This window comes from Candidatus Solirubrobacter pratensis (genome assembly GCF_000425945.1).
GTDB classification, from domain to species: Bacteria; Actinomycetota; Thermoleophilia; order Solirubrobacterales; family Solirubrobacteraceae; genus Solirubrobacter; species Solirubrobacter pratensis.
In genome coordinates, this window is the sequence record NZ_AUEK01000010.1 from 33,791 (window position 1) to 59,469 (window position 25,679).

At 72.8% G+C, this 25,679-nt stretch carries 26 protein-coding genes and 1 riboswitch; of the genes, 13 read left to right on the forward strand and 13 right to left on the reverse strand.

What is annotated here, in order from left to right; all coding sequences use genetic code 11:
- The 3 genes from H958_RS37670 (at position 1) to H958_RS0115630 (ending at position 2,701) form a co-directional block, all read left to right on the forward strand.
- The gene (locus H958_RS37670) at positions 1–1,113 is read left to right on the forward strand and encodes an MBL fold metallo-hydrolase (protein ID WP_051324325.1); all 1,113 of its coding nucleotides are present in this window, start codon (positions 1–3) and stop codon (positions 1,111–1,113) included.
- Between the two features lie 83 nt (positions 1,114–1,196).
- On the forward strand, positions 1,197–1,541 hold the full coding sequence (locus H958_RS0115625; RefSeq protein ID WP_028059359.1) for a YciI family protein: 345 nt from the start codon (positions 1,197–1,199) through the stop codon (positions 1,539–1,541).
- 2 nt (positions 1,542–1,543) lie between these two features.
- Positions 1,544–2,701 (forward strand): RNA polymerase sigma factor, encoded by a 1,158-nt coding sequence (locus tag H958_RS0115630; RefSeq protein WP_028059360.1) that lies wholly within the window; start codon positions 1,544–1,546, stop codon positions 2,699–2,701.
- A gap of 38 nt (positions 2,702–2,739) precedes the next feature.
- Here the strand turns inward: H958_RS0115630 and H958_RS0115635 are convergent, their stop codons facing one another.
- Together H958_RS0115635 and H958_RS0115640 are read right to left on the reverse strand one after the other, a co-directional pair.
- Entirely contained in the window at positions 2,740–3,123 is a 384-nt protein-coding gene (locus H958_RS0115635; RefSeq protein ID WP_028059361.1) for a PPOX class F420-dependent oxidoreductase, read from the reverse strand.
- Positions 3,124–3,168: 45 nt separating this feature from the next.
- The gene (locus H958_RS0115640; protein WP_028059362.1) at positions 3,169–3,540 is read right to left on the reverse strand and encodes a VOC family protein; all 372 of its coding nucleotides are present in this window, start codon (positions 3,538–3,540) and stop codon (positions 3,169–3,171) included.
- 59 nt (positions 3,541–3,599) lie between these two features.
- Here H958_RS0115640 and H958_RS0115645 point away from each other — a divergent pair, with 59 nt between their 5' ends.
- Positions 3,600–5,699 carry an NADP-dependent isocitrate dehydrogenase gene (locus H958_RS0115645; protein ID WP_028059363.1) on the forward strand — a complete coding sequence of 700 codons (2,100 nt, stop codon included), beginning with the start codon at positions 3,600–3,602 and terminating at the stop codon, positions 5,697–5,699.
- On the opposite strand, the gene H958_RS0115650 is transcribed toward H958_RS0115645, so the two are convergent.
- Positions 5,674–6,225 (reverse strand): TetR/AcrR family transcriptional regulator, encoded by a 552-nt coding sequence (locus H958_RS0115650; RefSeq protein WP_028059364.1) that lies wholly within the window; start codon positions 6,223–6,225, stop codon positions 5,674–5,676. The genes H958_RS0115645 and H958_RS0115650 overlap by 26 nt on opposite strands.
- A gap of 27 nt (positions 6,226–6,252) precedes the next feature.
- Between H958_RS0115650 and H958_RS0115655 the strand changes: the two genes are divergently transcribed.
- From H958_RS0115655 to H958_RS0115670, 3 genes are all read left to right on the forward strand, one after another.
- Entirely contained in the window at positions 6,253–6,705 is a 453-nt protein-coding gene (locus tag H958_RS0115655; RefSeq protein WP_037410402.1) for an SRPBCC family protein, read from the forward strand.
- A gap of 97 nt (positions 6,706–6,802) precedes the next feature.
- Positions 6,803–7,294: a hypothetical protein gene (locus H958_RS0115665; protein WP_028059366.1), complete on the forward strand. Its 492-nt coding sequence runs from the start codon at positions 6,803–6,805 to the stop codon at positions 7,292–7,294.
- Between the two features lie 139 nt (positions 7,295–7,433).
- On the forward strand, positions 7,434–8,189 hold the full coding sequence (locus tag H958_RS0115670) for a VOC family protein (RefSeq protein ID WP_028059367.1): 756 nt from the start codon (positions 7,434–7,436) through the stop codon (positions 8,187–8,189).
- Here H958_RS0115670 and H958_RS37675 read toward each other — a convergent pair whose 3' ends face one another.
- Positions 8,190–10,268, reverse strand: a complete 2,079-nt coding sequence (locus H958_RS37675; RefSeq protein WP_081685934.1) for a glycoside hydrolase family 15 protein — start codon at positions 10,266–10,268, stop codon at positions 8,190–8,192.
- 31 nt (positions 10,269–10,299) lie between these two features.
- Here H958_RS37675 and H958_RS0115680 point away from each other — a divergent pair, with 31 nt between their 5' ends.
- Positions 10,300–11,250 (forward strand): RNA polymerase subunit sigma-70, encoded by a 951-nt coding sequence (locus tag H958_RS0115680; protein WP_037410322.1) that lies wholly within the window; start codon positions 10,300–10,302, stop codon positions 11,248–11,250.
- 70 nt (positions 11,251–11,320) lie between these two features.
- Complete coding sequence (locus H958_RS0115685; protein WP_028059369.1) at positions 11,321–11,533, forward strand: hypothetical protein; 213 nt, start codon at positions 11,321–11,323, stop codon at positions 11,531–11,533.
- Here the strand turns inward: H958_RS0115685 and H958_RS37680 are convergent.
- On the reverse strand, positions 11,530–12,363 hold the full coding sequence (locus H958_RS37680; protein WP_196807377.1) for a C40 family peptidase: 834 nt from the start codon (positions 12,361–12,363) through the stop codon (positions 11,530–11,532). The two genes, H958_RS0115685 and H958_RS37680, sit on opposite strands and share 4 nt — an antisense overlap.
- Positions 12,364–12,479: 116 nt before the next feature.
- A riboswitch (cyclic di-AMP (ydaO/yuaA leader) is annotated at positions 12,480–12,631 on the reverse strand.
- Positions 12,632–12,731: 100 nt separating this feature from the next.
- On the opposite strand from H958_RS37680, the gene H958_RS37685 reads away from it, so the two are divergent.
- Positions 12,732–14,441 carry a putative bifunctional diguanylate cyclase/phosphodiesterase gene (locus H958_RS37685; protein ID WP_196807378.1) on the forward strand — a complete coding sequence of 570 codons (1,710 nt, stop codon included), beginning with the start codon at positions 12,732–12,734 and terminating at the stop codon, positions 14,439–14,441.
- Positions 14,442–15,050 (forward strand): flavin reductase family protein, encoded by a 609-nt coding sequence (locus H958_RS0115700; protein ID WP_028059370.1) that lies wholly within the window; start codon positions 14,442–14,444, stop codon positions 15,048–15,050. It abuts the gene before it with no gap.
- Here the strand turns inward: H958_RS0115700 and H958_RS0115705 are convergent, their stop codons facing one another.
- The 5 genes from H958_RS0115705 to H958_RS37700 form a co-directional block, all read right to left on the reverse strand.
- Positions 15,051–15,896, reverse strand: coding sequence for an aldo/keto reductase (locus tag H958_RS0115705; RefSeq protein WP_028059371.1), 846 nt, complete (start codon positions 15,894–15,896; stop codon positions 15,051–15,053).
- A 4-nt stretch (positions 15,897–15,900) separates the two neighbouring features.
- Entirely contained in the window at positions 15,901–16,665 is a 765-nt protein-coding gene (locus tag H958_RS43435) for a lysophospholipid acyltransferase family protein (protein WP_051324329.1), read from the reverse strand.
- Between the two features lie 79 nt (positions 16,666–16,744).
- Positions 16,745–18,355: a lactate racemase domain-containing protein gene (locus tag H958_RS0115715; RefSeq protein WP_051324401.1), complete on the reverse strand. Its 1,611-nt coding sequence runs from the start codon at positions 18,353–18,355 to the stop codon at positions 16,745–16,747.
- 17 nt (positions 18,356–18,372) lie between these two features.
- Positions 18,373–19,500 carry a zinc-dependent alcohol dehydrogenase gene (locus tag H958_RS37695; protein ID WP_196807380.1) on the reverse strand — a complete coding sequence of 376 codons (1,128 nt, stop codon included), beginning with the start codon at positions 19,498–19,500 and terminating at the stop codon, positions 18,373–18,375.
- Positions 19,500–21,701, reverse strand: coding sequence for an HAD-IB family hydrolase (locus H958_RS37700; protein ID WP_051324331.1), 2,202 nt, complete (start codon positions 21,699–21,701; stop codon positions 19,500–19,502). Before H958_RS37700 ends, H958_RS37695 begins: the two co-directional genes overlap by 1 nt.
- A 44-nt stretch (positions 21,702–21,745) precedes the next feature.
- Here H958_RS37700 and H958_RS43440 point away from each other — a divergent pair, with 44 nt between their 5' ends.
- On the forward strand, positions 21,746–22,333 hold the full coding sequence (locus tag H958_RS43440) for a TetR/AcrR family transcriptional regulator (RefSeq protein ID WP_051324332.1): 588 nt from the start codon (positions 21,746–21,748) through the stop codon (positions 22,331–22,333).
- On the opposite strand, the gene larE is transcribed toward H958_RS43440, so the two are convergent.
- From larE to larB, 3 genes are read right to left on the reverse strand one after another with little or no spacing between them, the layout of a single operon-like run.
- Entirely contained in the window at positions 22,296–23,210 is a 915-nt protein-coding gene (gene larE, locus H958_RS0115735; RefSeq protein WP_196807382.1) for an ATP-dependent sacrificial sulfur transferase LarE, read from the reverse strand. The two genes, H958_RS43440 and larE, sit on opposite strands and share 38 nt — an antisense overlap.
- Positions 23,207–24,412 (reverse strand): nickel pincer cofactor biosynthesis protein LarC, encoded by a 1,206-nt coding sequence (gene larC, locus H958_RS0115740; protein WP_156028014.1) that lies wholly within the window; start codon positions 24,410–24,412, stop codon positions 23,207–23,209. The genes larE and larC overlap by 4 nt, the downstream gene beginning before the upstream one ends.
- Before the next feature lie 44 nt (positions 24,413–24,456).
- The gene (gene larB / locus H958_RS0115745) at positions 24,457–25,176 is read right to left on the reverse strand and encodes a nickel pincer cofactor biosynthesis protein LarB (protein ID WP_196807383.1); all 720 of its coding nucleotides are present in this window, start codon (positions 25,174–25,176) and stop codon (positions 24,457–24,459) included.
- A 46-nt stretch (positions 25,177–25,222) separates the two neighbouring features.
- On the opposite strand from larB, the gene H958_RS0115750 reads away from it, so the two are divergent.
- Complete coding sequence (locus H958_RS0115750; protein WP_037410323.1) at positions 25,223–25,603, forward strand: ACT domain-containing protein; 381 nt, start codon at positions 25,223–25,225, stop codon at positions 25,601–25,603.
- Positions 25,604–25,679 lie beyond the last annotated feature (76 nt).

Sequence of the window (25,679 nt, forward strand, 5' to 3'; positions counted from 1 at the left end):
ATGAGCGCGCTCACCCTCGAAGTCCTCCGCGCCGAGCACGGCGACTGCCTGCTGCTGCATCACGGCGACGACCTCGTCCTGATCGACGGCGGGCCCACCGGCGTCTACGACGCGACGCTCAAGCCGCGCCTGCAGGAGCTGATCGGCGAGCGCGGGGCGCCGCTGTTCCTGCGGATCGTCATGGTCAGCCACATCGACGACGACCACATCGTCGGCCTCGCCGACATGTTCGCCGACGCCCTGGAGGAGACCGGCGCCGTGCAGTGGCAGGCCGGCGAGTTGTGGCTGAACGCCTTCGGCGCGCTCACCGGCGGCGGGGCGACCGTGGAGACGTCGAGCGTCCAGAGCGCCGCCCTGGACGCGCTCGTGGCCAAGGCGCCGGGCAAGGAGAGCGAGGCGATCGCCGCGACGGTGCCGAACGGGAACGCGCTCGTCCGCGACGCGGGCGCGCTCGGCGTGCGGCGCAACGAGAGCGTCGGTGGCGGGCTCGTGGAGACCGGCGACGCCAGGACGAGCATCACCGTCCAGCCCGGCCTGACGTTCACCGTGCTCGCGCCCGCCGCGAAGCGGCTCGCGGGCCTGCGCTCGACGTGGGAGTCATGGGAGCGTGACCATCCCGCCGCCGACGCGCAGGAGGCCGCGAACCTCGATCGCTCGGTGTTCAACCTCTCGAGCATCGTGGTGCTCGCCGAGGCGGACGGCAAGCGCGTGCTGCTGACCGGCGACGCGGGCTCCGACGACATCCTCGACGGTCTCGGGATCGCCGGCCTCACCGGCGTGCAGAACGTCGACATCCTCAAGCTGCCGCACCACGGCAGCCGCCGCAACGTCAACCCCGGCTTCTTCGCGCGCGTGCGCGCGCGGAACTACGTCATCTCGGCCAACGGCCGAGACGGCAATCCCGACGACCCGACGCTGACGATGCTGTGCGACGCGCGCCGCGGCGACGACGAGCCGTGGACGCTGTGGCTGACGTACGGCGGCGCGCCCGGCGACGGCAAGCCGGGGCTGCACGAGCGGCTGGCCGCGTTCTTCGAGGCGCGCAAGGCGGCCGGGCAGGAGGTCGACGTCCGGTTCGCGCGGCCCGGCGAGCGCCACACGATCGAGGCGTGAACTGCGGCGATGGAGATCGCACCTGTCGATTTTCACGCGCCCCGTTCGTCCAATACGCGACCATCCCCAGCAAGGAGGACGCGATGAAGTACATGATGCTGATCAACCTCGGCTCCGAGGCGCGCGACTGGAAGACCCTCCCGAAGGACGACCAGGCCAAGGTGGCCGCCGCGTGGCAGGAGTTCAACCAGACGCCGGGCATCACCCCCGGCAACCAGCTCCAGCCGCCCGAGACCGCCACGACGGTCCGGGTGCAGGACGGCAGGACGCTGACCACCGACGGGCCGTTCGTGGAGACCAAGGAGGCGCTCGACGGCTACTTCATCCTCGAGGCCGACGACCTCGACGCCGCGATCGAGGTGGCCTCGCGCGTGCCGGCGGCGGCGATGGGCGGCGCGATCGAAGTGCGCCCGATCGTCGAGTGGTAGCGATCCTCGAAGAGGTCTTCCGCGCGCAGTGGGGCCAGGTGCTGGCCGCGCTGATCGGCTTCCTCGGCGACTTCGACCTCGCCGAGGAAGCCGCGCAGGACGCGTTCGCGATCGCCGCCGAGCGCTGGCCGCGTGACGGCGTGCCGTCGAGCCCGGCCAGCTGGCTGGTGACAACGGCCCGCAATCGCGCGATCGACCGGATCCGGCGCGAGAAGACCTTCGAGGAGAAGGCGCGCCTGCTCGAGACGCCCGAGGCCGTGGAGGACGAGATCACCGACCAGACCTTCCCCGACGAGCGGCTCGAGCTCGTGTTCACCTGTTGTCATCCCTCGCTCGCGACCGACGCGCAGGTGGCGCTCACGCTGCGGACGCTCGGCGGCCTGACGACGCCTGAGATCGCGCGCGCGTTCCTTGTCCCCGAGGCGACGATGGCGCAGCGGCTCGTGCGCGCCAAGCGCAAGATCAAGGCCGCCGGGATCCCGTTCCGGGTCCCGCCCGACCACCTGCTGCCCGACCGCCTCGCCGCCGTGCTCGCCGTCGTCTACCTGATCTTCAACGAGGGCTACGCCGGCCGCAACGAGCTTGCGAGCGAGGCGCTCCGGCTCGCCCGCGCGCTGGCCGAGCTGATGCCCGACGAGGCGGAGGCGCATGGGCTGCTGGCGCTGATGCTGATCCACGACTCGCGCCGCGACGCCCGCTTCAGCGACGGCGAGATCGTGCTCCTCGCCGACCAGGATCGCGCCCGCTGGGACCTCGCCGAGCTGGACGAAGGCCGCAGGACGCTGGACCGCGCGCTCGCCCTCAAGGGTCACGGGCCGTACGTGATCCAGGCGGCGATCGCGTCGCTGCACGCCGACGAGCCGCGCGACTGGCCCGAGATCGCGGCGCTCTACGCCGAGCTCGCCCGCATCACCGGCTCGCCCGTCGTCGAGCTCAACCGCGCGGTCGCGGTCGCGGAGGCGGAAGGACCCGACCACGGGCTCGCGCTGCTGGGCGCGCTCGACCTCGACGACTATCGCTACCTGCACTCGGCGCGCGCGGAGATGCTGCGTCGCCTGGACCGCACCGACGAGGCGCGGGAGGCGTACGGACGAGCGCTGGAGCTCGCCCACGACGCCGCCGAGCGGCGCCTGTTCGAGCGCCGTCTCGCCGAGCTGTGACGGCGTTGGAACGCGTACGCCGCAACGCGGGCGACGCGCTAGGCGAAGGCCTGCGCCCAGGCGCGCTGCGGCTCGACGAGGTAGACGACGCGGTCCTCGCGCAGCGGGTACGGCCCGCCGATGTACTTCGCCGAGATCCGGTCGATGATCTCCCACGCCGCGTCGCCCTCGACACGCTGGACGACGCGGCCGCGGATCTGGGCCATGGTGGACGGCTTGTCCTCCGCGGTCAGCGAGATCGAGATGCGCGGGTCGCGCTCCAGGTTGCGCGCCTTGCGCGAGCCGGGGCTGGTGAGGAACGCGACCCGCTCGTCCTCGAGACCGACCCACACCGGGACGCTGTGGGGCGAGCCGTCGGGGAGCAGCGTCGCGGCATGGGCGAGCGGCGTGCCGTTGAGGAGGCTGCGGACGTCTTCGGTCATGTCGGGCAGCCTAGTCCGTTCCCTAAGGGAACGCAACCCTCCCGGTCACATCTCCAGGATCGCGAGGATGTTCCCGGCGGGGTCCTTGAACCATGCGATCGGCGGCCCGCCCGCGTTGCGCGAGACGCCGTTCGCCTCCTGCCCGAACCCGTCGTAGCGCTCGAACTCGACGCCGCGGGCGGCCAGTTCGGCGACCGCCGCGTCGATGTCCTCGACTGGGAAGTTGAGGATCGTGTACGTCGCGGGCTCGAAGCCGGGCCTCGGATACACGAGCGTGTCGCGGCCGCCGGCGAGGTGCAGCGTGAGCAGCCCGTTCTCCTCGCTGACGTCGAGGCCGAGCGTGCCGCCGTAGAACGCACGCGCCTTCTCGAGGTCGTCGACGGCGAATCCGCTGAAGGCCTTGCTGGTGGTGAGCATGTCGATTCAGACTGCCAGGAGCGGCGAAAGTGATCGCGAGATAGCGTGTCGCCCTCCTCATGAAGCTGATCTACACGTACACGGACGAAGCCCCCGCGCTCGCGACGCACTCGTTCCTCCCGATCATCGAGGCGTTCGCCGGGGCCGCCGGCGTCGAGGTCGAGCTGCGCGACATCTCCCTGGCCGGGCGCATCCTCGCCCAGTTCGGCGAGCGGCCGGACGCGCTGGCCGAGCTCGGCGAGCTGGCCAAGACGCCTGAGGCCAACATCATCAAGCTGCCGAACATCAGCGCGTCGATCCCGCAGCTGAAGGCGGCCATCAAGGAGCTCCAGGACGCCGGGTACGACATCCCGGACTACGACCAGCAGCCCGAGCCCTACGACCGGGTGAAGGGCAGCGCCGTCAACCCGGTGCTGCGCGAGGGCAACTCCGACCGGCGCGCGCCCGCGTCCGTGAAGGCGTTCGTGCGCAAGCACCCGCACTCGATGGGCGCGTGGTCGAAGGACTCCAGGACGCACGTCGCCACGATGGGCGACGGCGACTTCCGCTCGACCGAGCGCTCCGTGACGATGGAGGCCGGCGACACGCTGCGGATCGAGCACGTGGCGCCCGACGGCACCGTCACGGTGCTCAAGGACGGGCTGAAGGTCCTGCCCGGCGAGATCGTGGACGCGGCGGTCATGCGCCGGCGCGCGCTGGACGCGTTCCTGGCGCGCCAAGTTCAGGACGCGAAGGCGCAGGGCGTCCTCTTCTCGCTGCACATGAAGGCGACGATGATGAAGGTCTCGGACCCGATCATCTTCGGCCACGGCGTGCGGGCGTACTTCGCCGACGTGTTCGCGAAGTACGGCGACCGGCTGCCGAGCCCGAACAACGGCCTGGCGGCGATCATCTCCGCGATCCAGGGCGACCAGGAGATCGAGGCGGCGATCGAGAAGGCCTACGCCAACGGGCCGGCGCTCGCGATGGTCGACTCAGACCGCGGGATCACGAACCTGCACGTGCCCAGCGACGTGATCATCGACGCGTCGATGCCCGCGCTGATCCGCGCGTCCGGCCAGATGTGGAACGCGAGCGGCCGCCAGCAGGACACGAAGTGCGTCATCCCGGACTCCAGCTATGCGCCGCTGTACGCCGAGACGATCGCCTTCTGCCGCGAGCACGGCGCGTTCGACCCGGCGACGATGGGCACGACGCCGAACGTCGGCCTGATGGCGCAGAAGGCCGAGGAGTACGGCAGCCACGACAAGACGTTCGAGATCGAGGCACCGGGCACGGTCCGCGTCGTGGACTCCAACGGCACCGCGCTGCTGCAGCACGGCGTCGACGCCGGCGACATCTGGCGCGCGTGCCAGACCAAGGACGCGCCGGTGGAGAACTGGGTCGGCCTCGCCGTCGAGCGCGCGCGGGCGACCGGCGCCCCGGCCGTGTTCTGGCTCGACGAGACCCGCGCGCACGACGCCGAGGTGCTCAAGAAGGTCCGGCAGTACCTGCCCCGGCACGACACCGAGGGGCTGCGGATCGAGATCCTGCCCGTCGCCGAGGCGACCCGCTTCACGCTCGAGCGCGCCAAGCGCGGTGAGGACACGATCGCCGTCACGGGCAACGTCCTGCGCGACTACCTGACCGACCTGTTCCCGATCCTCGAGCTCGGCACGAGCGCGAAGATGCTCTCGATCGTCCCGCTGATGAACGGCGGCGGCCTGTACGAGACGGGCGCGGGCGGCTCGGCGCCGAAGCACGTCCAGCAGCTGCTGCGCGAGAACCACCTGCGCTGGGACTCGCTCGGCGAGTTCCTCGCGCTCGCGGTGTCGCTCGAGAAGGCGGGCGCGGCGGCGCTGGCGAAGGCGCTCGACGCGGCCACCGGGCGCCTGCTCGAGAACGGCAAGTCCCCGTCGCGCAAGGCCGGCGAGCTCGACAACCGCGGCAGCCACTTCTACCTGGCGCTCTATTGGGCGCAGGAGATGGCCTCCGAGGACGAGCGCTTCGCGCCGCTCGCGCGCACGCTGGAGGAGAGCGAGGAGCCGATCGTGGCCGAGCTCGACGGCGTCCAGGGGCAGCCGGTGGACCTCGGCGGCTACTACTTCGTCGACCGCGAGAAGACCGACCGCGTGATGCGCCCGAGCGCGACGCTCAACGAGGCGATCGGCTCGCTATAGCCGCGATGTGCGCCTCCATCGCCGCGTCGACCCCTTCGCGGTCGCCGGTGGCGAGCAGGTCCAGCAGGAGCCCGCGCGTGACCGCGATGCCGAGTCGCGCGGTCGCGCGCGGCTCCGGCACGCCGTAGTCCTCGAGCAGGAGGGCCGCCGGCTCCAGCCACGCGTCCACGATCCCGTCGAGGAACTCCGTCGTGCGGCCCTGCAGCGCCTGGCCGTAGAGCTCGAAGAAGAGCCGCTCGTTGCCCCAGACCGACCGATCGGAGATGTGCCGCCAGAACGCGCGCATCGCCTCGTCGAGCGGCAGCGAGGGATCGATCGCGAGAGCGGCCGCCCGCTGGCGCTGCTCGACCTCGTGCACCACCGCGACGCGAAGCCCGTCCTTGCCGCCGAAGTGGTGGATCAGCATCCGGTGGCTCGTGCCGATCGCGGCCGCGAGCTCGCGCAGCGAGAGGTCCGAGATTCCGTGCTCGGCGACGTGCGCGATGACCGCGTCGAGCAGGCGCTGACGCGGGCTTTGACCGGTCACCGCGAGAACTGTACCATCTGGTACATCATGAGCGTGACCGTTTCCATCGACGTCCCGCAGCCGCGCGAGGACGTCTACGCCTACCTCGACGTGATGGCCAACCACGAGCAGTTCACCGACCACATGCTCACCGAGTGGCGGTGCTCCGGCCCGGCCACGGGCGTCGGCTCCAAGGCCCGCGTGACCACCAAGCTCGGCGGGATCACCGACCATGCCGAGATCGAGGTGATCGAGGCCGAGGAGAACCGCCTGATCCGCGAGCGCAACGTCGCCGCCAAGGGCCGGCGCGTCGGCACGGGCACCTACGAGCTGAGCGATCTCCCGGGCGGAGGCACGCATATCGAGTTCACCTACGAGTTCGAGCGCATGCCCGCCTACGAGCGCCCGTTCGTGCCGCTCATGAACTCGGTGCTCCGGCGCGGGAACGCTCGGGCGATGACGCGCCTCGCGGAGCGGCTCGGCGTATCCTCGCCTGTGTGAGCCTGCCGGGACGTTCGACCACGATCGTCGTCGAGCCGCTGGAGCGACCCAACGCCGCTCCGGCGCCTCCGGCGCCGAAGAAGGAGCCCGCGAAGGCGTGAGCGCGCCGGACCTGCTGGCCGCGGCCATCGGGTTCCGCTCGTGGCGGATCGCCAACGGGCACCTGCAGTCGCCGTACATCCCCTGCCGCTGGGACGGCCGCACGATGCGCGCGGTGTGTTATGACGCGAACCGTGCGCTCACGCGCGGCGCGGGCTGGCTCGACGAGCCGCACGATTCGCCGCACCCGGACTGCCGGTGCGGCATCTACGCCTACCACTCGCCCGGCGCGCGCAGCTACTACGGCGAGGTGTGGTGGTGCGAGGGGATCGTGTCCGCGTGGGGGCGGCTCGAGGTCCACGCCGACGGCTACCGCGCCGAGTTCGCGCGCGTGGAGGCGCTCGGCGTGCCCGATCTCGGCAACCCGCGGCTGGACGCCGCCGTCGAGGCGGTGGGGCGGGACCTCGGCGTGCCGGTGATGGCCGCCGCCGCGCTGCCGGCGTTCGCGGGCGAGCTCGGCGACCCCATCCCGCCCGGGCTGCGCCCGTGAAGCTCGAGACCTGGCACGCGCCCCCCGGCGACGTCATCCCCGACCACCCGCGGCACCGGCCACGTGCGGGCGCGCGCGGCTGCGGGGTTCAGCGTCCTCGGCGGCGACGGAACCGCGCGCTGGACGTAGGATCGCCCGCATGGGCGAACGAACGAGCTACGCACCAGGCACCTTCTCGTGGGCCGAGCTGGTCACGAGCGACGCCGACGCCGCGAAGGCGTTCTATGCCTCGCTGTTCGGCTGGAGCTACGACGACCGTCCCATCGGCGACGGGCAGGTGTATTCCATGGCGCAGCGCGACGGCAAGACCGTCGCGGCCCTGTTCGCCGGCGACCCGCCGCCGCACTGGAACTGCTACTTCAGCGTCGCCTCGGCCGACGAGTCGAGCGCCAGGGCGAAGGAGCTCGGCGCGACGATCCTCGCCGAGCCGTTCGACGTGATGGACGCGGGTCGCATGTCGGTGCTGACCGATCCGACCGGCGCGGTCGCCTCGCTGTGGGAGGCACGGCGCACGATCGGCGCCGAGCTCGTCAACGTCCCGGGCGCGATCACCTGGTGCGACCTGCTCACGCCGGACGCGGGCGCGGCCGAGGCGTTCTACGGCGGGCTGTTCGGCTGGACGTTCGAGGAGATCCCCGGCGCCCACGGCTACCGCGTGATCAAGAACGGCGACCGCTCCAACGGTGGCGTCATGCCGCTGCAGGCCGCCGGCACGCCGCCCAACTGGATGCCCTACTTCGGCCACGAGGACCTCGAGCGCGTGCTCGCCGAGGTGGGCGGACTGGGCGGCCAGGTGTTCAACGGCCCGGTGCGCATGCCCCAGGGGTCGATCGCGGTGCTCGGCGACCCCCAGGGCGCGGCGTTAGCGGTCTGGACCGGCGAGTACGACGAGTAGCTACTTCGCGTAGCGCTCGGCGACGATCGACGGGCGCTCGACCGGGGCGCCCGCCTGGATCGACCAGGCGAGCCGGACGTACTGCGCGTGCGTCCAGGCCAGCGGCGTGGCCGAGCGCGTGCCCTCGCCGGTGTCCTCGAAGACCTGCTCGGGCAGCATCAGGCCGTCGTTGGCCGTGCGCGCCATCGTCGCGAGGTAGCCGTCGGCGCGGCGCCCGGCGAGCAGCTCGTACTCGCCGCGTTCGCCGGTCAGCAGCGGCCAGGCGCGCCCGTGCGTCTGGCCGGCCGCGGTGGGGAACAGGTCCCAGTCCCCGCCGTCGTCGGTCTCGCCGTAGCCGTCGAACGTGAAGCGGTGCCAGACCGGGCCGTTGGGCGTGTCGGCGCGCAGCTGCGAGTCACCGACCGCGAGCGAGTTGAGGATCGCCGGGTCGTTCCACTTCTTGGCGCCGAACAGGACGAGACCGAGGAACGAGTTGTCGACGATCTCGCGCTGGTCGACCGGGCGCGGGAAGTTGTCGCCGAGGCCGTACGTCGTGCCGGCGTTCGGGTTGCCGTCCTTGGTCACGCGCAGGTAGTACGGCTTCGGCGAGTACGGGCCGTTGGTCGTGGCCGTCAGCGCCTCGACGGTCTTCTGCCATTCGTCAGCCTTGACAAGGTAGGCGGCCGACTTCGCGTCGTCGCCGTTCGCGCGCGCGACGGCGGCCGCGCACACCAGCCCCGCGATCTCGGTCGCGATCGTGTTGGGCGAGTAGCCGTCCTGGTTCTCCCAGCGCTCCTGCTGCGTGCGCGGGCCGTTGGCGAGGATGAAGTCGGCGGCGCGCTCGATGTGGGGCCAGTCGCCGGCGCCCGTGCGCCCGAGCCACCAGGCGAGCACGACCGGCAGCGCGACCTCGTCGAGCTGCAGGCTCGTCCAGTGCGGCTTCCCGTCCGGCCGGGTGTTCTGCCACCACGAGCCGTCGGGCTTCTGGATCCGCCACAGGTAGTCGAGCTGGCGCGTCGCCGCGTCGCCGTCGCCGGCCGCCTTCTGCGCCGTGACCACGTGGTAGAAGTCGCGCGGCCAGACGAGGTGGTAGGGGCCGGAGCGGCCGTCCGCCGGCTTCTCGAGCGTGAGCGTTCCCCAGACCCACGGCATGTTCGGCGCCGCGACCGTCGCGCCGCGGTTGCGCTTGTCCTCGGAGGCGGCGAGGACCATCAGCGACTGCTGGTAGAGCCGGACGCCGCGCCCGACGCTCGCGGGCGGCCGCTTGAGCGAGGCCAGATAGGACCTCCAGCCGGCGGCGTAGTCGTGCGCCGCGTCACGCGAATGCAGCGAGGCGCGCGCGGTGGAGACGGCGGCCTGCGGATCGCGCCCGAAGCCGATCGCGAGCGTCATGTGGTCCTTGCGCACGCCGTCGAGCCGCGTCAGGGCGCCCTGGACGACGTTGCCGGGCGCGTCGGCGGTCGAGCGCGAAAGCGCGTGGTCCTGCAGGTCGATCCACGGATCGCTGCTCTCGCCGCGGTAGCCGGACGACGCGTCGCGCAGCGCCGGCCGCGCCGCGACGGCGGACGCCGACGAGGCGTCCCACGCGACCATGCCGCGCCCGCGGTCGTCGTCGCCGGTGTCGCTCGCCGCGGGATCGGCGAGCACGTAGAGGCGCAGCGGGCGACCGGTCTTGGACTCGAAGCGCACGTCGGCGAGCACCGAGGTCCGCGCGGGATCGGTGAACCACGTCTTCGTCAGCTTCCAGCGCGGGCTCTCCACCACCTGCCTGAACGTCAGCGATCCCGGGACCGGCTCCACCCGCGCCCGCACGCCCGGCGCGACCGGCTCCACGTGCCGTGGGTCGTCGTCGACGGTCTCACGGTCCACGAACGCGCGCCGGCTCCGGGCCTGCGATGGCCCTGAGGGATCCCCTGGCGGCACGTCGGTGACCGCGAACTGCAGGCCGCGCAGGCTCGGCGTGTCGAGGTCCGGGTAATAGACCTCGCTCAGCGATGCCTGGCGCAGCGTGAACCAGACGGGGCTCTGCAACTGGCGCGCGGTTCCGAACCCGTGCTTGTCGGCCGGCGCCCAGCATGCGACCGGCGCAAGCGGACCGATGAGTTCGCTTGCGCCGGTTCGTTACAACTCCATGACCGCCGTGATCGACACCGAGTTCGCCACGCTGACCGAGCGCCACCGGCGCGAGCTGCACGTCCACTGCTACCGCATGCTGGGCAACTTCCAGGAGGCGGAGGACCACGTGCAGGAGACGTTCCTGCGCGCCTGGCGCAGCCGCGAGCGCTTCGCGGGCGGGTCGCTGTTCCGCGCCTGGCTCTACAAGATCGCGACCAACGCCTGCCTGGACACGCTCAAGCGCGGCAAGCGGCGCGCCGGCGCGACGTTCGCCGAGGTGCCGTGGTTGACGCCGTTCCCCGATCGCCTGCTCGACGAGGTCGCGCCGAGCGAGGAGCAGCCCGAGGCGGTCGTCGTCGCGCGGGAGACGATCGAGCTGACCTACATCGCCCTGATCCAGCACCTCCCGCCGCGCCAGCGCGCGGTGCTGATCCTGCGCGACGTGCTCGGCTGGCCGGCGGCCGAGACCGCGGCGATGCTCGACATGAGCGTCGCCGCCGCCAACAGCGCGCTGCAGCGCGCCCGCGCGACGATCGGCGACGAGCTGCCGGAGCCGCGCCCGGACGAGCTGACCCCCGAGGAGCGGCGGCTGCTGGAGGGCTTCATCAGCACGCACGAGCGCGAGGACACCGAAGGCGCGGTCGCGCTCATGCGCGAGGACATCCGGATCACGATGCCGCCGCAGCCGATGTGCTTCGAGGGCCGCGACGCGGTCATGCCGCTGCTGGCGACCGCGTTCGGCGACGAGCGGCTGGGCGAGTGGAGGCTCGTGCCGACGCGCGCGAACCGCATGCCCACCGCCGCGTCCTACGTGCGCGTGCCGGGGGACACCGAGTTCCGCGCGTTCAAGCTCGACGTCATCCGCGTGCGGGACGGGCTGATCGCCGAGGTGACGACCTTCAGCGCCGATCTTTTCCCGGCGTTCGGCCTCGCGACGACACTGCGGGAAGGCGCCCCTCGTACGTAGGGCTGGCCCCCGAGAAAACGGGTGCCCGTCCCACTGGGGCGAACTTCAGCCCGGTGGAACTCTCGGAACCATGTACAACCGTGAGCTCGACCATCGCGTCAACGACGGCCTTGATGTCCGGATGCTCTGGGATCCCGGTGACAACAAGGTGACCGTCGTCGTCAACGACTCCCGCACTGGAGAGGTGTACGAGATCGAGGTCGGCCCGGGGGACAGCGCCCTCGACGTCTTCCGCCACCCGTTCGCATACGAGCCGATCCGCAAGATCGTCCTGACCAGCTAACCGACCCGGCGCGCGCCCACGTAGTGCGCCCCCCAGTATCCCCCCGCGATCTCGTGCTCCATCACGCCGTGCGTGGTGGCCGAGATCGCGCTGCCGGGACCGGTCGCGATGCCGACGTGCGACGCGCCGGTTCCGTCGGTGTCGAAGAACACGAGGTCGCCGGCCTGGATCGCGCCCTGGTCCACCGGCGTGCCGACGCCGAACTGCGCGTAGCTCGTGCGCGGCAGCGAGATCCCCGCCCGGCCCATCGCCCACTGCGTCAGGCCGGAGCAGTCCCAGCCGCCGGCGCCCGTCCCGCCGTAGAGGTAGCGCGAGCCGACCTGCGAGCGCGCGGCCGCCACGGCTGAGGAGCCCGACGCGGCCGGCGCCGCCGGCGTCCCCGCACCGGCGCCCGCGCGTGCGGACACGCCGAGCGCCGCGAGCGTCCGCGGCCCGACGACCCCGTCGACCTCCAGCCCGTGCGCGCGCTGGAACGTGCGCACGCTCGCGCGCGTGACAGGCCCGTAGACGCCGTCGGCGGCGAGCCCGAGCTTGGCCTGCAGCGCCCGCGTGGTGGACGCGGGCGGCGCCGGGCCGTCGGCGGCCTGACCTCCGCCGAGACCCAGCGCCGCCGCGGTGATCGGCCCGATGATCCCGTCGACCTCCAGGCCGTGGGCGCGCTGGAAGTTGCGCACGGCCTGGCGGGTCATCGCGCCGAACTCGCCGTCGGCCGCGACGCCCAGCGCACGCTGCGCGGCGCTCACCCCGGGGCCGCGGCTGTGCGTGCGCAGGAGCGTCGCGCCGGCCGCCGTGGGGGTGGCGAGCGTCGCGGCGAGTGCTACGGCAGACACGGTCTGCACACCAGGGCGCCGTTGTGAAGCCAGCTCGCGCCGGCGGCGGGAACGCGCAAGCGAGCGCTCCCAGAGCTCTGGGCACGCGAGATCGCGTGTGCCGGACATTCAGTTCCTCCTCGTATTCAGTAGGCCTACGAGGTGAGCTGACGGGCTCGCGCCTGCGCGCTACGCCGCTGCTGCGGCGATTCGCCCCCGGGACCGCAAGGTCCAATGGTTCCCCCGCTTCCGCGATCCCGGAGACCGCGGAACTCGGCCGATGTTTCGTGAATCACACCAGAAAGCGGGGACGGATTCCAGTCAGTGGGCGATTCGGAAGCGGACCGCGGGCTTCGTGCCGCTGGTGACACATGCGACGATGCACGTGGATGTGGACTGTGGTGCAGTACGCGGCGCTTGCGGTCGCGCTGGCATTGGTCGTCATGCTCGTCATGCGCCGCCTCGGCCCGCCGTCCGCGATGTCATGGCTCGACGCGGCGATGGGCGCGTCTTCGATCGCCGCGCTCGCGGCGCCCGCGGGGCCGGAGGCCGCCATTGCCCTGGGCGGCCTGGCCGGCGTGCTCGCCCTCAGCCGCTGGCACCTGCGGCCGCAGCCGCCGCAACCCGGTCCCGAGTTCAGCCCGGTGGTCCTCACCGCGGTGCTGACGTTCGCCGCGATCGGCCTCGCGCTGCTCGTCGTCGGCCAGTTCACCGACATCCTGCCGGTCTCCGCGGCACTCGCGGCGGTCACCGTGCTGACAGGAATGGCCCGAGCCGGGTTGACCGTCACGGAGCGTCTGCGCGCCAGCCGTCGCGAGGCGGTGACCGACGACCTGACCGGGCTCGGCAACCGCCGGTATCTGATGGCGCGGCTCGAACGCGCGATCGCCGAGGCCGCCGGCGAGCACCAGGATCTGGCGCTGCTGCTGGTCGATCTCGACGGCTTCAAGGAGCTCAACGACACGCTCGGCCATCACGCCGGCGACGAGGTGCTGCGCCAGATCGGCCCGCGGCTCGCGAGCGTGCTGCGCGAGCGCGACACGCTCGCGCGGCTCGGCGGGGACGAGTTCGCCGTCATCCTGCGCCCGGGCGACGAGGCGGCCGCGAGCGCGGCCGGGCTGCGGCTGCGGGCATCGCTCGAGCAGTCGTTCGCGGTCGGCGGGATCCGCGTGCACATCGACGCGAGCGTCGGCATCGCGATGTTCCCCGCTCACGCCCTCGACGGGCTCGGGCTGCTCCAGCGCGCCGACGTCGCGATGTACGAGGCCAAGCGCACCCGCACCGGCCACGAGGTCTATCTCCCCTCGCGCGACCGCCACAGCCGGGAGCGGCTGGAGCTGCTCGGAGAGCTGCGCGATGCGCTCGACGCCGGCGAGCTGGTCCTGCACTACCAGCCGAAGGCGGAGATCGCGACGGGCGTGGTGCGCGGCGTCGAGGCGCTCGTCCGCTGGGCGCATCCCCAGCGCGGGCTGCTGGCGCCGGACGAGTTCCTGCCGCTCGCGGAGCAGAGCGGGCTGGGACGGTCGCTGACCGCGTTCGTGGTCGATCGCGCGCTCGACGAGATCAGCGCGTCCGGCCTCGACCTCACCGTCGCGGTCAACCTCGGCCCGGCGGACCTGCTCGACCTCGGGCTGCCGTCGGAGGTCGACCGCCTGCTGCGCCGGCGCCGCTTCGCGCCCGAGCAGCTGCGGCTGGAGGTCTCCGAGGACGTGGTGATGGCCGACCCCGAACGGACGCTCGAGGTCCTGCGCGGACTGCGCGCGATCGGGGTCGCGACGGCGCTGGACGACTTCGGCGCCGGCCACGCCTCGCTCGGGCACCTGAAGGCGCTGCAGGTCGACGAGCTCAAGATCGACCGTCAGTTCGTGATGCACCTGACCGAGGACTCGCGCGACCAGGCGATCGTGCACGCGACGGTCGAGCTCGGGCGGCGCCTGGGCATGCTCGTGGTCGCCGAGGGCGTGGAGAGCGCCGAGGCGTGGGACGCGCTCGCCGTGCTGGCCTGCGACGAGGCGCAGGGCTTCTACCTCGGCCGTGCGATGCCGATGGATGCGCTGCCGGAATGGCTGGGCGCGCGCGCCCGCCAGACTCTGCGCTGAATGGTCTTCTACGAACCGCACGCGCGCGACCGCGCACTGCTCCCGCACGATCCGTTCAAGGCGATCGTCGCGCCGCGCCCGATCGGCTGGGTGTCGACGATCGGGCCGGACGGGGAGCTGAACCTCGCGCCGTACAGCTTCTTCAACGCCGTCGGCGAGGACCCGCCGATGATCGGGTTCTCCTCTACGGGCGCGAAGGACTCGGCGACGTTCGCCGCGGGGACCGGCGAGTTCGTCTGGAACATGCCGACCTGGGACCTGCGCGAGGCGATGAACCAGACGTCCAAGGCGCTCCCGCGCGGGCAGAGCGAGTTCGGCTTCGCCGGGCTGGAGGCCGCGCCGTCGCGGCTCGTCGCGCCGCCGCGGGTGGCGGCGGCGCACTGCGCGCTGGAGTGCCGCGTCGTGCATCAGGTCGAGCTCAAGACCATCGACGGCGCGCCGGCCGACCAGTACCTCGTGGTCGGGCAGGTCATCGGCGTGCACATCGACGAGGCGTACATCACCGACGACGGGCGCGTCGACACCGCCGCGCTGAAGCCGATCGCGCGCTGTGGCTACCGCGAGGAGTACGCGGTGGTCGAGTCGCTGTTCGCGATGTGGCGCCCGTAGCTACATGAACAGCGGCGCCGTGCCCAGCTCCGCCATCTTCTCGTCGCCGGGGCGGTCGCCCGCTCGCTCGGCGGCGTCGAGCAGCTTCGGCAGGATGTCGACGTCACCGGTCGTGAGCAGGAAGACCTGCCGGTTGGCGAGCACCCAGCTCACGGCGCGGTCGATCTCCGGCTGCTCGCGCAGCGGCTCGTACCACGTCGCGGCGGTGTGCGCGCGGCCGTCCCACGGGCGGAACGCGAGGCTCTTGATCGTCTGCAGCGCGACGTCGCGCTCCTTGCAGGCGGCCGCGAGCTCGTTGAACGTCTCCGCGTAGCGCGGGTCCTGCATCATCACCCAGTTGTACGGGCACAGCACCGAGTCGAAGTCGAAGCGCTCCAGGCTGCGACGGTGCATGCGCGCGACCGAGAGGCCGTGGCCGGTGACGCCGATGAAGCGCACTAGGCCCTCCTCGCGCGCCTCGATGCACGCCTCCAGCGCGCCGTCGGCGCTCAGCGCCGTCTCCCACTCGATCACGTCGACGAGGTTGTGCAGCTGGATCGAGTCGACCCGGTCGACGCCGAGGCGATCCAGGCTGCGGCGGATCTGCTCGCGCGCGGCGCGGTAGGTGCGCTCGCCGGTCTTGGTCGCGACGAAGAACTCGTCAGGGTGCGCCTTGAGCCAGGTGGCGATGCGCAGCTCGGCGTCGCCGTAGCTCGCGGCGACGTCGATGTGGTTGATGCCGTGCTCGAGGAGGAGCTCCAAGGTGCGGTCCGCATCGGCCTTGGAGACGCTTCCCAGGGCGGCGGCGCCGAAGATCACGCGGCTGGACTCGTGTCCGGTCGCGCCGAAGCGAGCGCGCTCGATCATGCCCCTAGGTTACGGATTCGATCGCCTGCTGCATCCGCCCCGTCAGCTCCTGCGGCGTCTCGCCGGGGCGCGGGTGGATCGGGCGGGCGAAGGTGATCTTGGTCCGCGCGCGGCGGTTGAGGCCGCGGCCCTTGGGCATGATCAGCGCGCTGCCCTCGATGTGGACCGGCACGATCGGGGCGTCGGCGGTCAGCGCGAGCTCGGCGACGCCGGCGCGGTAGGACTCCGGCCCGGCGCCGCGGGTCCCCTGCGGGTAGAGCAGGACGTTGCGGCCCTCGCGCAGGTGCGCGGCGGCCGCCGCCAGGCCGCGGCGCTGGCCCCCGCCGCGGTCGAAGGGGAACGTGTTGATCCAGAACGCGCTGGCGAGCGCGTAGGCGCGCTTGCGGTAGAAGCGGTCGCTCGCGGCGCCGACCACGGTGCGGCTGCGCCAGGCGTACGGGAGCGCGAGCAGCACGAGCGGCGTGTCGATGTCGCTCTCGTGGTTGGGCGCGAGGATCGCGGGCTGCGGGGCGTGGATGAGGTCCTCGGCGCCGACGACGGTCGGCATCGCGAGCAGACGGGTGGCGGGGAAGAGCAGCGCCTGCTGGGCGGCCTCGCGGACCTTGCTCGGCCCGGGCTCGCGCAGCCAGGCCTCGTCCTCGCCGGTGCGCTCGCGCCACGGATCGGCGCCGACGGCGATCGTGCGCCAGCGCCGCGGGGTGCGGCTCCGCTTCCCCGCGTTGCCGCCGGCGAGCCGCTCCAGCCGGCGACCGCCCTCCGCGAACCTCATGCGGCCGGCCCCTGTGCAGCGGGGCGCGAGCGAGCCGTCAGGCGAGTTCCCGCCGGAGCATGCGAGCGCGCAGCGCGACTCATGCGGCGACTTCCGCGTAGAAGAGCGGCGGGCAGTGGAAGTGGGTGACCGACGGCTCGCGCCCGACGACCTGCTCGGCCATCTCGAGCGCGTCGCGCATCGTGTCGGCGCGGCGGAAGCCCATGCGCCGGCACGCCTCGGGATCGCCGCCCACGAAGATCACGTCGCCCAGGTGCTCGAGCCCGTGCGCGCCCCAGTACCACATGTAGAGCGGGTGGACGCCGTGGTAGGCGTACGACGTCCGGTACAGGTGGCGATACCACTCGTCCTCGGCGTACGCGCGCTCGAAGCGCTTGTGGATCTCCATCGGGTCGCGCGTCTCGGTCAGCACCTCCTCGAAGAAGTCGACGTACGAGGGATGGTGGACCGGGTGGAACTCGGGCGTGACGGGGTGCGTGAAGATCATCACGCCGCCCTCGCGCGCGAGCGGCACGCCCTTGTAGAGGTTGAAGAAGTAGCCGAGCCCGAGGCACATCACGAGCACCGGGTTCATGATCGAGTTGACGTTGTAGGGGCAGACGTACGGCAGCCCGGCGGTCACGACGTCGGCCTGCCCGTGGACCTGCACCGCCTGCTGGGCGGCGCAGTGCTCGAGCGTCACCTCGTGCACGGGGTTGACCGCTCCGGCCGTCACGCCTGTCACGCCGTAGGGCGCGTACTGCTTGTGGAAGAGGTCGTGCCGCAGCTTGGCCGGCATGCGGTCGGTGGTGCGCTTGATCGCGGCGAACGTCGCCTGCTCGCGCGGCGTCCAGCGCGCCTCGGGCTTGGAGATGAAGCGCAGCGGGCCGCCGAACGTGTCGTTGTTGAGCGTCGTCTCGATGTGGAAGATCGGGACCGCGGCCTCGACCACGTCGCCCTGGCGCGAGGCGCTCTTGTGCAGCTCGCTGCTGGAGGGGTCCATGAACGAGCGGCTGTGGCGCATCGTGTGCGGCGTGTGGTGGTGCTTGAGGCTGCCGTACGTGCCGAGGCCGACGGCGACGGACTTGTGCCCGCCGTCCATCGTGACCAGGTTGATGTTCACGTAGACGAGCAGGTCGGACTCCGAGGCACGCCTTGAGAGCTCGACGCGCTCGCCGCTGCCGGTCTCGCCGAGGTGCACGATGCCGTCGGGATCCTCGGCGTCGTGGTTGTAGAGACGGTCGGGATAGAACTCCCGGAACACGCGCGGCCCGACCGCGCGCTCGAGCTCGGCGGCCGTCATGCGGCGGTGCAGCGCGAGCGCGGCGATCAGGTGGATGTCCTCGACGCCGGCGCGGTAGGCGCGCTCGAGCACCTGCTCGATCACGAGCGAGCGGATGTCCGGCTCGCGCATCGGCGGCAGCGGCAGGCTGATGTCGTCGAACGCGATCGTCAGCTTCATGCCCGGGCTCAGGAGGCTGTCGAGCGGGTCCATGCCGAGCGGGCTGTCGAGCGCGGCGGCGATCGCGGCGTCGACGTCGGCCAGGCCCTTCAGCGGCGGCGGCGGATAGACGATCCGCGAGCCCACGGGCAGGCGCTCGAGCCGGAACTGCTCGCCGGAGTGGAACAGCGTCGGCGGCGACTTCTCGGTGACCTCGACGACGCACGCCTCGCGCTCGGCGGCGACGTGACGGCGCGGGCGCTCGATCATGCGGGCGGGAGCGATGCTCATGTGGCGACCTCGAAGACCGTCTTCACGCGTCCGTTGCGGGTGGCTCGCGGCGCCTCCTCCAGCGCCTTCTTGTAGTGCTGCAGCGGCCAGCCGCGATCGATCAGCCGGCCCGGCCGCAGCTCGCGCGCGAGCTCGAGCGCGGCGGGGAAGTCGTGCTCGTAGCCGTAGGCGCCGCGCAGCTCGAGCTCGCGCAGCCACGCGGCCGCGAGATCGGTCTCGAGCTTGCCCGGCATGCCGACCATGACGACGCGCCCGCGCGGTCGGGCGATCGTCGTCGCCTGCTCCAGCGACGCGCCGGAGCCGACGCAGTCGAGCACGCGGTCGAAGCCTCCCAGCAGCAGCTCGCGGCCCTGGTGGCCGACGAGCCGCCGCGCGCCGGTGAGGCGGGCGCCTTCGACGTGGATGCGGTCCGGCGAGCAGACGTCGTCGGCGCCGAAGCGGCGGGCGGCGCCCTCCTGGCCCTTGTGCTTGACCACCGCCAGCAGCGTCGCCGCGGGCGCCAGCCGCCTGACGGCGGCGAGCGTGAGCAGGCCGATCGTGCCGGCGCCGATGATCGCGATCTTCTCGCCCGGCTGGGGATCGGCGATCGCGGCGGCGTGCAGCGCGCAGGCGAGCGGCTCGACCAGCACCGCGTCCTCGTCGGACAGGTCGGCGGGCACCGCGTGCAGCTGCGACTCGTGGGCGACCAGGCCCTCGCTCCAGCCGCCGCCGGCATCGCGGCAGTAGCCGGTCTGCAGGCCGGCGGAGATCGCGCCGTCGATCGTGTGCCGGCACAGCGCGGGCAGGCCGGAGGCGCACTCGGGGCACGCCGGCTCGATGCCGCGGACGGTGCAGCCGAGTGCGGGCTGGACGACGACCCGCTCGCCCCGGCGGGGACCGCTGACGATCTCCCCGACGACCTCGTGGCCGGGCACGAAGGGCGTGGAGGTGAGCGCGGCGAGGTGCAGCGACGCCTTGCCGGAGAGGAGCGCCTGGTCGGACCCGCAGATGCCGGACAGGCGCGGCTTGACCATGAGCCAGCCGGGCCCCGGGAGGCGTGGGGGCCGGATGTCGCCGAGGGTCAGCGCGGTCGCCGGTGCCACGAGGTAGCGGGCGACGGACGGCGTGTAGGTGAGCGCGAGCACTACGCGGCAGCCTTGGTCGCGGTCGTCCAGGTCTCCACCGGCCATCTTCTCCGGCGCGCCTCCCTCGACAACCTGAAGTCCGGGTTGATCGCGTGCGGGTGGCCGACGAGCTCGAGCAGCGGCAGATCGGCGAGGCTGTCGCCGTAGGCGTGGCAGTCGGCGAGGTCGACGCCGTGGTCGGCGGCGAGCCGCGCGGCGAGCGAGGCGCGCCCGTCGGCGGTCAGCGGCGGCTCGGCGAGCTCGCCCGTGAAGCGGCCGGTGCGCTCCACGAGCCGCGCCGCGATCAGCTCGTCACCGAGGTGCTTGAGCGGCTCGACGAGGAAGTCCAGCGCGCCGGTCACGAGGATCACGCGGTCGCCGCGGCGGCGGTGCTGGCGGATGCGCCGCACCGCCTCGTTCTGGATCCGCGGCTGGATGAAGTCGGGCAGCGCCTCGGCGGCCTGGGCGCGCAGCTCGCGCGCCGGGAGGTCGCGGTAGAGGCGGTAGAAGCTGCGGTTGAAGGCGATCCGCGAGCGGCGGTCGGCCTTCACCCAGCCGGGTACGCGGGCGGCGATGCCGGCGGTCCAGACGAGCTTGTCCAGCTCGGGCATGTCGCGCGTGCGCAGCCAGGCGTAGAAGTGCGCGACCGTCGAGTCCAGCACGACGCCCTCGACGTCGAAGATCGCCAGCGCGGGCGGGCCGTCGGCGAGCTTCGCGCGCGGCCGCTCACGCGTGCTGCGGGGACGCGGCGAAGGCGGCACGGTCAGCGCCCGCAGCGACGGCAGGTGGATCTCGTAGAGGTAGCGCTCCCACTCGATCGTGTCGACGTCGAAGGAGAACCGCTCGCGGTCCTCCGGGTGCAGACGCGCGAGCAGGCCGCGCGTGCTGCGGTCGTCGAAGACGCAGTCGAGCTCCCCGTAAGGGCCGTAGATCTCGCTCAGCCGGCGGATCCGGTCCAGGCGGCGCTGCGTCTTGTACAGCTTGAGCTCGATGTCGTCGGCACGCGGGAGCGGGACCTTCTCCATCAGGTCGCGGCCGGAGTCGAGCAGGCGCGTGACGCGGTCGATCGTGGACGTGACCTTTGCGTGCGAGGAGAACCGCCACTCCGGCACGGCGACCGGCAGCCCGTCCTCGTCGGGCAGCGGGCGCTCGCGGAAGTAGCGCGTGACGACGTCGGCCATCGCGCGGACCGTCAGCGGGTTGCGCGACGAGGAGGCGACGTTCATCGTGCGGATCCCGTCCGGCTCGTGGCCGGCCGCCGCCAGGCACGCGTTGGCGACCATGTCGACCGGCACGATGTCGACCGCGATCGAAGGGCTGGCGGCGAAGCGGCCGGCGATCAGGCCGGCGCCGTAGGCGAGCAGGATCGGGTCGGCGACCTTCAGGCTCTCGAGCCAGCCGGGGTAGGGCGTCCGCAGCGCCGACTCGACGATCGCGGGGCGCACGATCGTGAGCGCGCGCGGCTGCTCGGCGAGCAGCTTGCGTTCGCCGAGCGCCTTGGAGAGCCCGTAGGTGTCCGTCCAGCCGAGCGCGCGCGCCCGGTCGCGCCCACGCTCCGTGAGCTGGTCGCGCACCCAGTCGCGGCGCAGCGACTCCGCCCGCGCGCCGATCGCCGGGCCGCCGGCGGGACCGACCGCGCGCCGCGCCTCGGCGACGAAGCGGTTCTGGTGCAGCGGCAGCCGCGACTCCGACTCGAGGTCCTTGCGCCAGGCGCGCGCGACGTCGAGCTCGGCCTCCAGGTCCACGTCGGGCTCGCTCGGTGCAGTACCCGAGGGGCGCTCGAGCACGAGTCCCGTCCGCTGCCCGGCCGCGTAGGCCGTGCTGACGTGGACGACGTAGGGGTCGCTGCCGGCCTTGCGCAGCGCCTTGACCAGGCGCGCGGGGCCCTTCGAGTTGAGCTCCAGCGCATGATCGAGCGGCTGTTCGAAGGAGACGCTCGCGGCGCAGTGGACGACGACGTCGATGCCGGCGAGGCCGGCGAGGCCCTCGTCGGACAGGTCGCCGGAGATCGCGGTCACGCCCGAGCCGTCGAGGCCTTCGAAGATCTCGCCCTCGAGGACCTGCTCGAGTCGCTGTCGCGCGTCTCCGCGCAGCAGGACGGTCACCGCCGTCTCGGGCAGCTCATGCAGGCATTGGGCGAGCACCGCCTTGCCGACGAAGCCGGTGGCTCCGGTCAGCAGCAGCGCCTTGCCCGACAGGCTCTCCCTGAGGGTCACGGTCACTTCGGCTACGACCGTACCAAGTGTCTCTACTAACGTGTCAGTCGATGGCCTCGACGGACCGCATTCTCGCGGCGGCGCGCGGCGAATTCGCCCAGCACGGCTTCGGCGGCGCCCGCCTCCAGGACATCGCCGCCCGCGCGCAGCTCTCGCATCCGACGCTGCTGTACCACTTCGGGTCCAAGGAGGGCCTGTACGCGGCCGTGATCGAGCAGGCCATGCAGGACTGGGCCGCGATGACGTCGCTGGCGATCGCCGACGGGAAGGCGGGCTTCGACCGCGTCGCGTCGCTGATCGACGCGGGCTTCGCGTTCTTCGCCACCCATCACGACTTCGTCGTGATCTGGCGGCGGGAGGCGATCGAGGGCGGCGGGCGGCTCGAGCAGGCGATGGCCGACCACATGCGGCCGTTCCTCGAGCAGGCCGTCGAGTTCCTCCGGCGCGAGACGGCGGCGGGGCGGCTGCGCGAGCACGACCCGTTCGAGCTGATGCAGGTCGCCTACGGGGCGGTGATGTCGTTCTTCTCCGACGCGGGCTTCCGCGCGCGGTTGCTCGACGAGGATCGGCCCGGCGGCGTGGAGCGGTTCCGAGACGCGCTCAAGGCGATGCTGCGGGACGTGCTCGAGCCTCGTTGAGGCGCCCGGAGCGGAACGGCTCGCGGTCGATCACGGCGTGGGAGTAGCCGGCCTGCTTGAGCCGGGCGACGATCTCCTGCTCGTTGTCGAGCGCGCGCCGCAGGTCGGGCTCGGCGACCTCGAGGCGGCCGAGGATGCCGTGGTGGCGGACCCTGAGGACGGGGAAGCCGAGCTCGCGGACGGCACGCTCGGCCTCGTCGATCTGCTGGAGCGTCGTCGGGTCGACCGCGGTGCCGTAGGGAATGCGGCTCGCGAGGCATGGGGTGGCGGGCTTCTCGGCGCTCGGCAGGCCGAAGTGGCGCGCGAGGCGGCGCACGGTGACCTTGTCGACGTCGTGCAGCGGATGGACGACGCCATGCTCCGCGGCGGCTCGCAGGCCGGGGCGCCAGTCGCCCTGGTCGTCCTGGTTGGCGCCTGAGAGGAGCGCGTCGAAGCCGCGGCGGGTCGCAAGCTCCGCGAGCCGGTCATAGAGCTCGGTCTTGCAGAAGTAGCAGCGGTCGCGGCCGTTGGCGCGGTAGCCGGGGCGCGCGAGCTCGTCGGTCGCGATCGTCTCGTGGGCGATGCCGATGTGCGCGGCGACCCGGCGCGCGCCCTCGAGCTCGCCCTGCGCGACGGACGGCGACACGGCGGTGACCGCGAGCGTGCGGTCGCGGAGCGCGGCGTGGGCGAGCGCGGCGACGACGGAGGAGTCGACGCCGCCGGAGAAGGCGACGACGGCGGAGCCGAGCGCGGCGATGCGGGCAGCGAGCGCGTCGGCGAGCGCCGCGATCGCGACCGGGTCGCCGGCCGGAGCGTCTGCGGGCGCCGCGATCGCGACCGGGTCGCCGGCCCGCGCGTCTGCGGGCGCCCCCGCCCGCGGGTCTCCGCTCGCCCTCACGCCGGCACCTCGTGGGCCGCGGCCAGCGCGCGGGCCCAGACCGTCTTCACCGGCTCGCCGAGGATGCGGGCGGCGCGCTCGCAGTCGGCGTGCTCGGGCGCGAGGTTGACGATCTTCCCGCCGAGCCGGCCGACCTTGATCCGGATCGGCTCGCCCTCGACTTCCACTGTGTGGCTCTCGCGGTCGAGCTCGATGCGGTCGTAGTGGGCGACGCGGACGCCGAGCGTGCTCGTCTCGCGCAGCATCGCCTCGGCCACCGCGTGCTCGTCCTCCGGGCGGGCGAGGGCGGACATGACGAAGCCGGGGCGACCGCGCTTCATCTGCACGGGGACGGTCCAGACGTCGAGCGCGCCGGCGGCGAAGCAGGCGGCCGCGGCATCAGGCGCGAGCTCGGGGAGCAGGTCGTCGAGGTTGGCCTCGATCAGCGAGACCGGCGCTGCTCGGCGCGCCTCGACGCCGACGATCGCGCGGACCACGTTCGGCACGGCCTCCAGGTCGCGCGTGCCGGCGCCGTAGCCGGTCGCGGCGAGCGTCATCCGCGGGATCGGCCCGTATTCCTCCGCGACCGCCGCGACCAGCGCGGCGCCGGTCGGCGTGACCAGCTCCAGCTCGATCTCCACGCCGTACACCGGCGCCCCCTCGAGCAGCGTCAGCGTCGCGGGCGCGGGCAGCGGCAGCCGCCCGTGGGCCGCGTTCACGAACCCGCGGCCGGCGGGCAGCGGCGAGCAGACCACGCGCTCGATCCTCAGATCGTCCAGCGCGAGCGCGACGCCGCACACCTCGCCGATCGCGTCGACGGCGCCCACCTCGTGGAAGTGCACCTGCTCGGGATCGATCCCGTGAATCCGCCCCTCGGCGTGCGCCAGCCGCCGGAACGCCTCCTGCGCGACGACACGCGCCCGCTCGGGCAGGCCGGCCGCGTCGATCTGCGCGCGGATCGACGACCAGTGCCGGTGCGGCTGCTCGTCCGCGCCGCGCACGATCGCGCGCGTCGCCGCGATCCCGTGGCGGACGGCCGGCTCGGTCTCCAGCTCGAGCCCGTCGACGCCGAGCCCCTCGAGCCCGCGGCGCACGGCATCAACGTCCGCGCCGGCGTCGAGCAGCGCGCCGAGCAGCATGTCGCCCGCGACGCCGCCGATGCAGTCGATGTAGAGCAGCCGGCCCCGGGCTCTCCACGGCCCCGAGGGATTCCCTGACGGCACGCTCCGGGCCCTCCACGGCCCCGAGGGATTCCCTGACGGCGCGCTCACGACGCCGCGGCCCGCGCGATCCGCGCGGCGATCGTCCCCGCGCCGAACCCGTCGTCGATGTTCACGACCGCGACGCCCGCCGCGCAGGACGTCAGCATCGAGAGCAGGGCGCTCACGCCGCCGAACGCCGCGCCGTAGCCGGTGCTCGCCGGCACGCCGATCACCGGCGCCGCCACGAGTCCGCCGACGACCGACGCCAGCGCCGCGTCCCAGCCCGCCACGACGATCACGCAGTCCGCGCGCCGCAGGTCCTCGACCGCCGGCGCCAGCCGGTGCAGGCCGGCGACGCCCGCGTCCTCGTGCACGACCACCTCGGTGCCGAGCAGCTGCGCCCGCACGCGCGCCTCGTGGACGACCGGGCCGTCGCCCGTCCCGCCGGACACGATCGTCACCAGCCCGCGCGATTCGGGCACCGACCGCGCGACCCACGCCAGCCGCGCGCGCTCGTGCTCCTCCGCTTCGGGCGCCGCGCGCCGCAGCGCCGCGCGCGCGTCCGCGTCGGCCCGCGTCACCAGCACGCTCCCGGCGCCTTCGTCGAGCAGGACGCGGGCGATCGCCTCGATCTCCTCCGGCGTCTTGCCCTCGGCCATGATCGCCTCGGGCGCGCCCTGGCGCGCCTCCCGGTCGGTGTCGACCCGCGCGAACCCGAGGTCCGTGAACCCGGTTCCGCGCAGCTGCTGGAGCAGCGCCGTAAGGGATTCCTCGACACCGGACACCACCAGCAGCCTATCCGGGCGCCTTCGTGAGAAGATGCCGGATGCCATGCCGACGGACCTGACGGTGATCCTTCAGGACCGGCCTGGGGAGCTTGCGCGCCTTGGGGAGATCGCCGGCGCCGCGGGCGTGAACATCGAGGGGCTCGCCGCGTTCACCGGCGAAGGGCGCGGGATCGTGCATGTGCTCATCGACGACGGGGCGCTGGCGGCGGCGCGGACGGCGTTGCAGCAGGCCCATCTGGGCGTGGCGGACGAGCGTGAGGTGCTGGTCGTCGACGTCGCCGACCGCCCCGGATCGCTCGGGGAGCTCGCGCGCACGCTGGCCGAGGCCAACGTCAACGTGGACCTGGCATACACGACGTTCGGCGGAGTGCGGATCGTGATCGCCACGGACGACCTGCTGAGCGCTCGCGCGGCGCTGGCCTGACGAGCTTCACGACGGCGGCGGTCGCGACGGCGAGCCCGCGATCGAGACGGTGCAGCCACCTCCGCCGGCTCGAGCC

Excerpts from the sequence above, each read along its gene's own strand:
- H958_RS37670 (WP_051324325.1), top strand. The coding sequence starts at position 1 with ATGAGCGCGCTCACCCTCGAAGTCCTCCGCGCCGAGCACGGCGACTGC.
- H958_RS0115625 (WP_028059359.1), top strand. The coding sequence starts at position 1,197 with ATGAAGTACATGATGCTGATCAACCTCGGCTCCGAGGCGCGCGACTGG.
- H958_RS0115635 (WP_028059361.1), bottom strand. The coding sequence starts at position 3,123 with ATGACCGAAGACGTCCGCAGCCTCCTCAACGGCACGCCGCTCGCCCAT.
- H958_RS0115640 (WP_028059362.1), bottom strand. The coding sequence starts at position 3,540 with ATGCTCACCACCAGCAAGGCCTTCAGCGGATTCGCCGTCGACGACCTC.
- H958_RS0115645 (WP_028059363.1), top strand. The coding sequence starts at position 3,600 with ATGAAGCTGATCTACACGTACACGGACGAAGCCCCCGCGCTCGCGACG.
- H958_RS0115655 (WP_037410402.1), top strand. The coding sequence starts at position 6,253 with ATGAGCGTGACCGTTTCCATCGACGTCCCGCAGCCGCGCGAGGACGTC.
- H958_RS0115670 (WP_028059367.1), top strand. The coding sequence starts at position 7,434 with ATGGGCGAACGAACGAGCTACGCACCAGGCACCTTCTCGTGGGCCGAG.
- H958_RS0115680 (WP_037410322.1), top strand. The coding sequence starts at position 10,300 with ATGACCGCCGTGATCGACACCGAGTTCGCCACGCTGACCGAGCGCCAC.
- H958_RS0115685 (WP_028059369.1), top strand. The coding sequence starts at position 11,321 with ATGTACAACCGTGAGCTCGACCATCGCGTCAACGACGGCCTTGATGTC.
- H958_RS37685 (WP_196807378.1), top strand. The coding sequence starts at position 12,732 with ATGTGGACTGTGGTGCAGTACGCGGCGCTTGCGGTCGCGCTGGCATTG.
- H958_RS0115700 (WP_028059370.1), top strand. The coding sequence starts at position 14,442 with ATGGTCTTCTACGAACCGCACGCGCGCGACCGCGCACTGCTCCCGCAC.
- H958_RS0115705 (WP_028059371.1), bottom strand. The coding sequence starts at position 15,896 with ATGATCGAGCGCGCTCGCTTCGGCGCGACCGGACACGAGTCCAGCCGC.
- H958_RS43435 (WP_051324329.1), bottom strand. The coding sequence starts at position 16,665 with ATGAGGTTCGCGGAGGGCGGTCGCCGGCTGGAGCGGCTCGCCGGCGGC.
- H958_RS0115715 (WP_051324401.1), bottom strand. The coding sequence starts at position 18,355 with ATGATCGAGCGCCCGCGCCGTCACGTCGCCGCCGAGCGCGAGGCGTGC.
- H958_RS43440 (WP_051324332.1), top strand. The coding sequence starts at position 21,746 with ATGGCCTCGACGGACCGCATTCTCGCGGCGGCGCGCGGCGAATTCGCC.
- H958_RS0115750 (WP_037410323.1), top strand. The coding sequence starts at position 25,223 with ATGCCGACGGACCTGACGGTGATCCTTCAGGACCGGCCTGGGGAGCTT.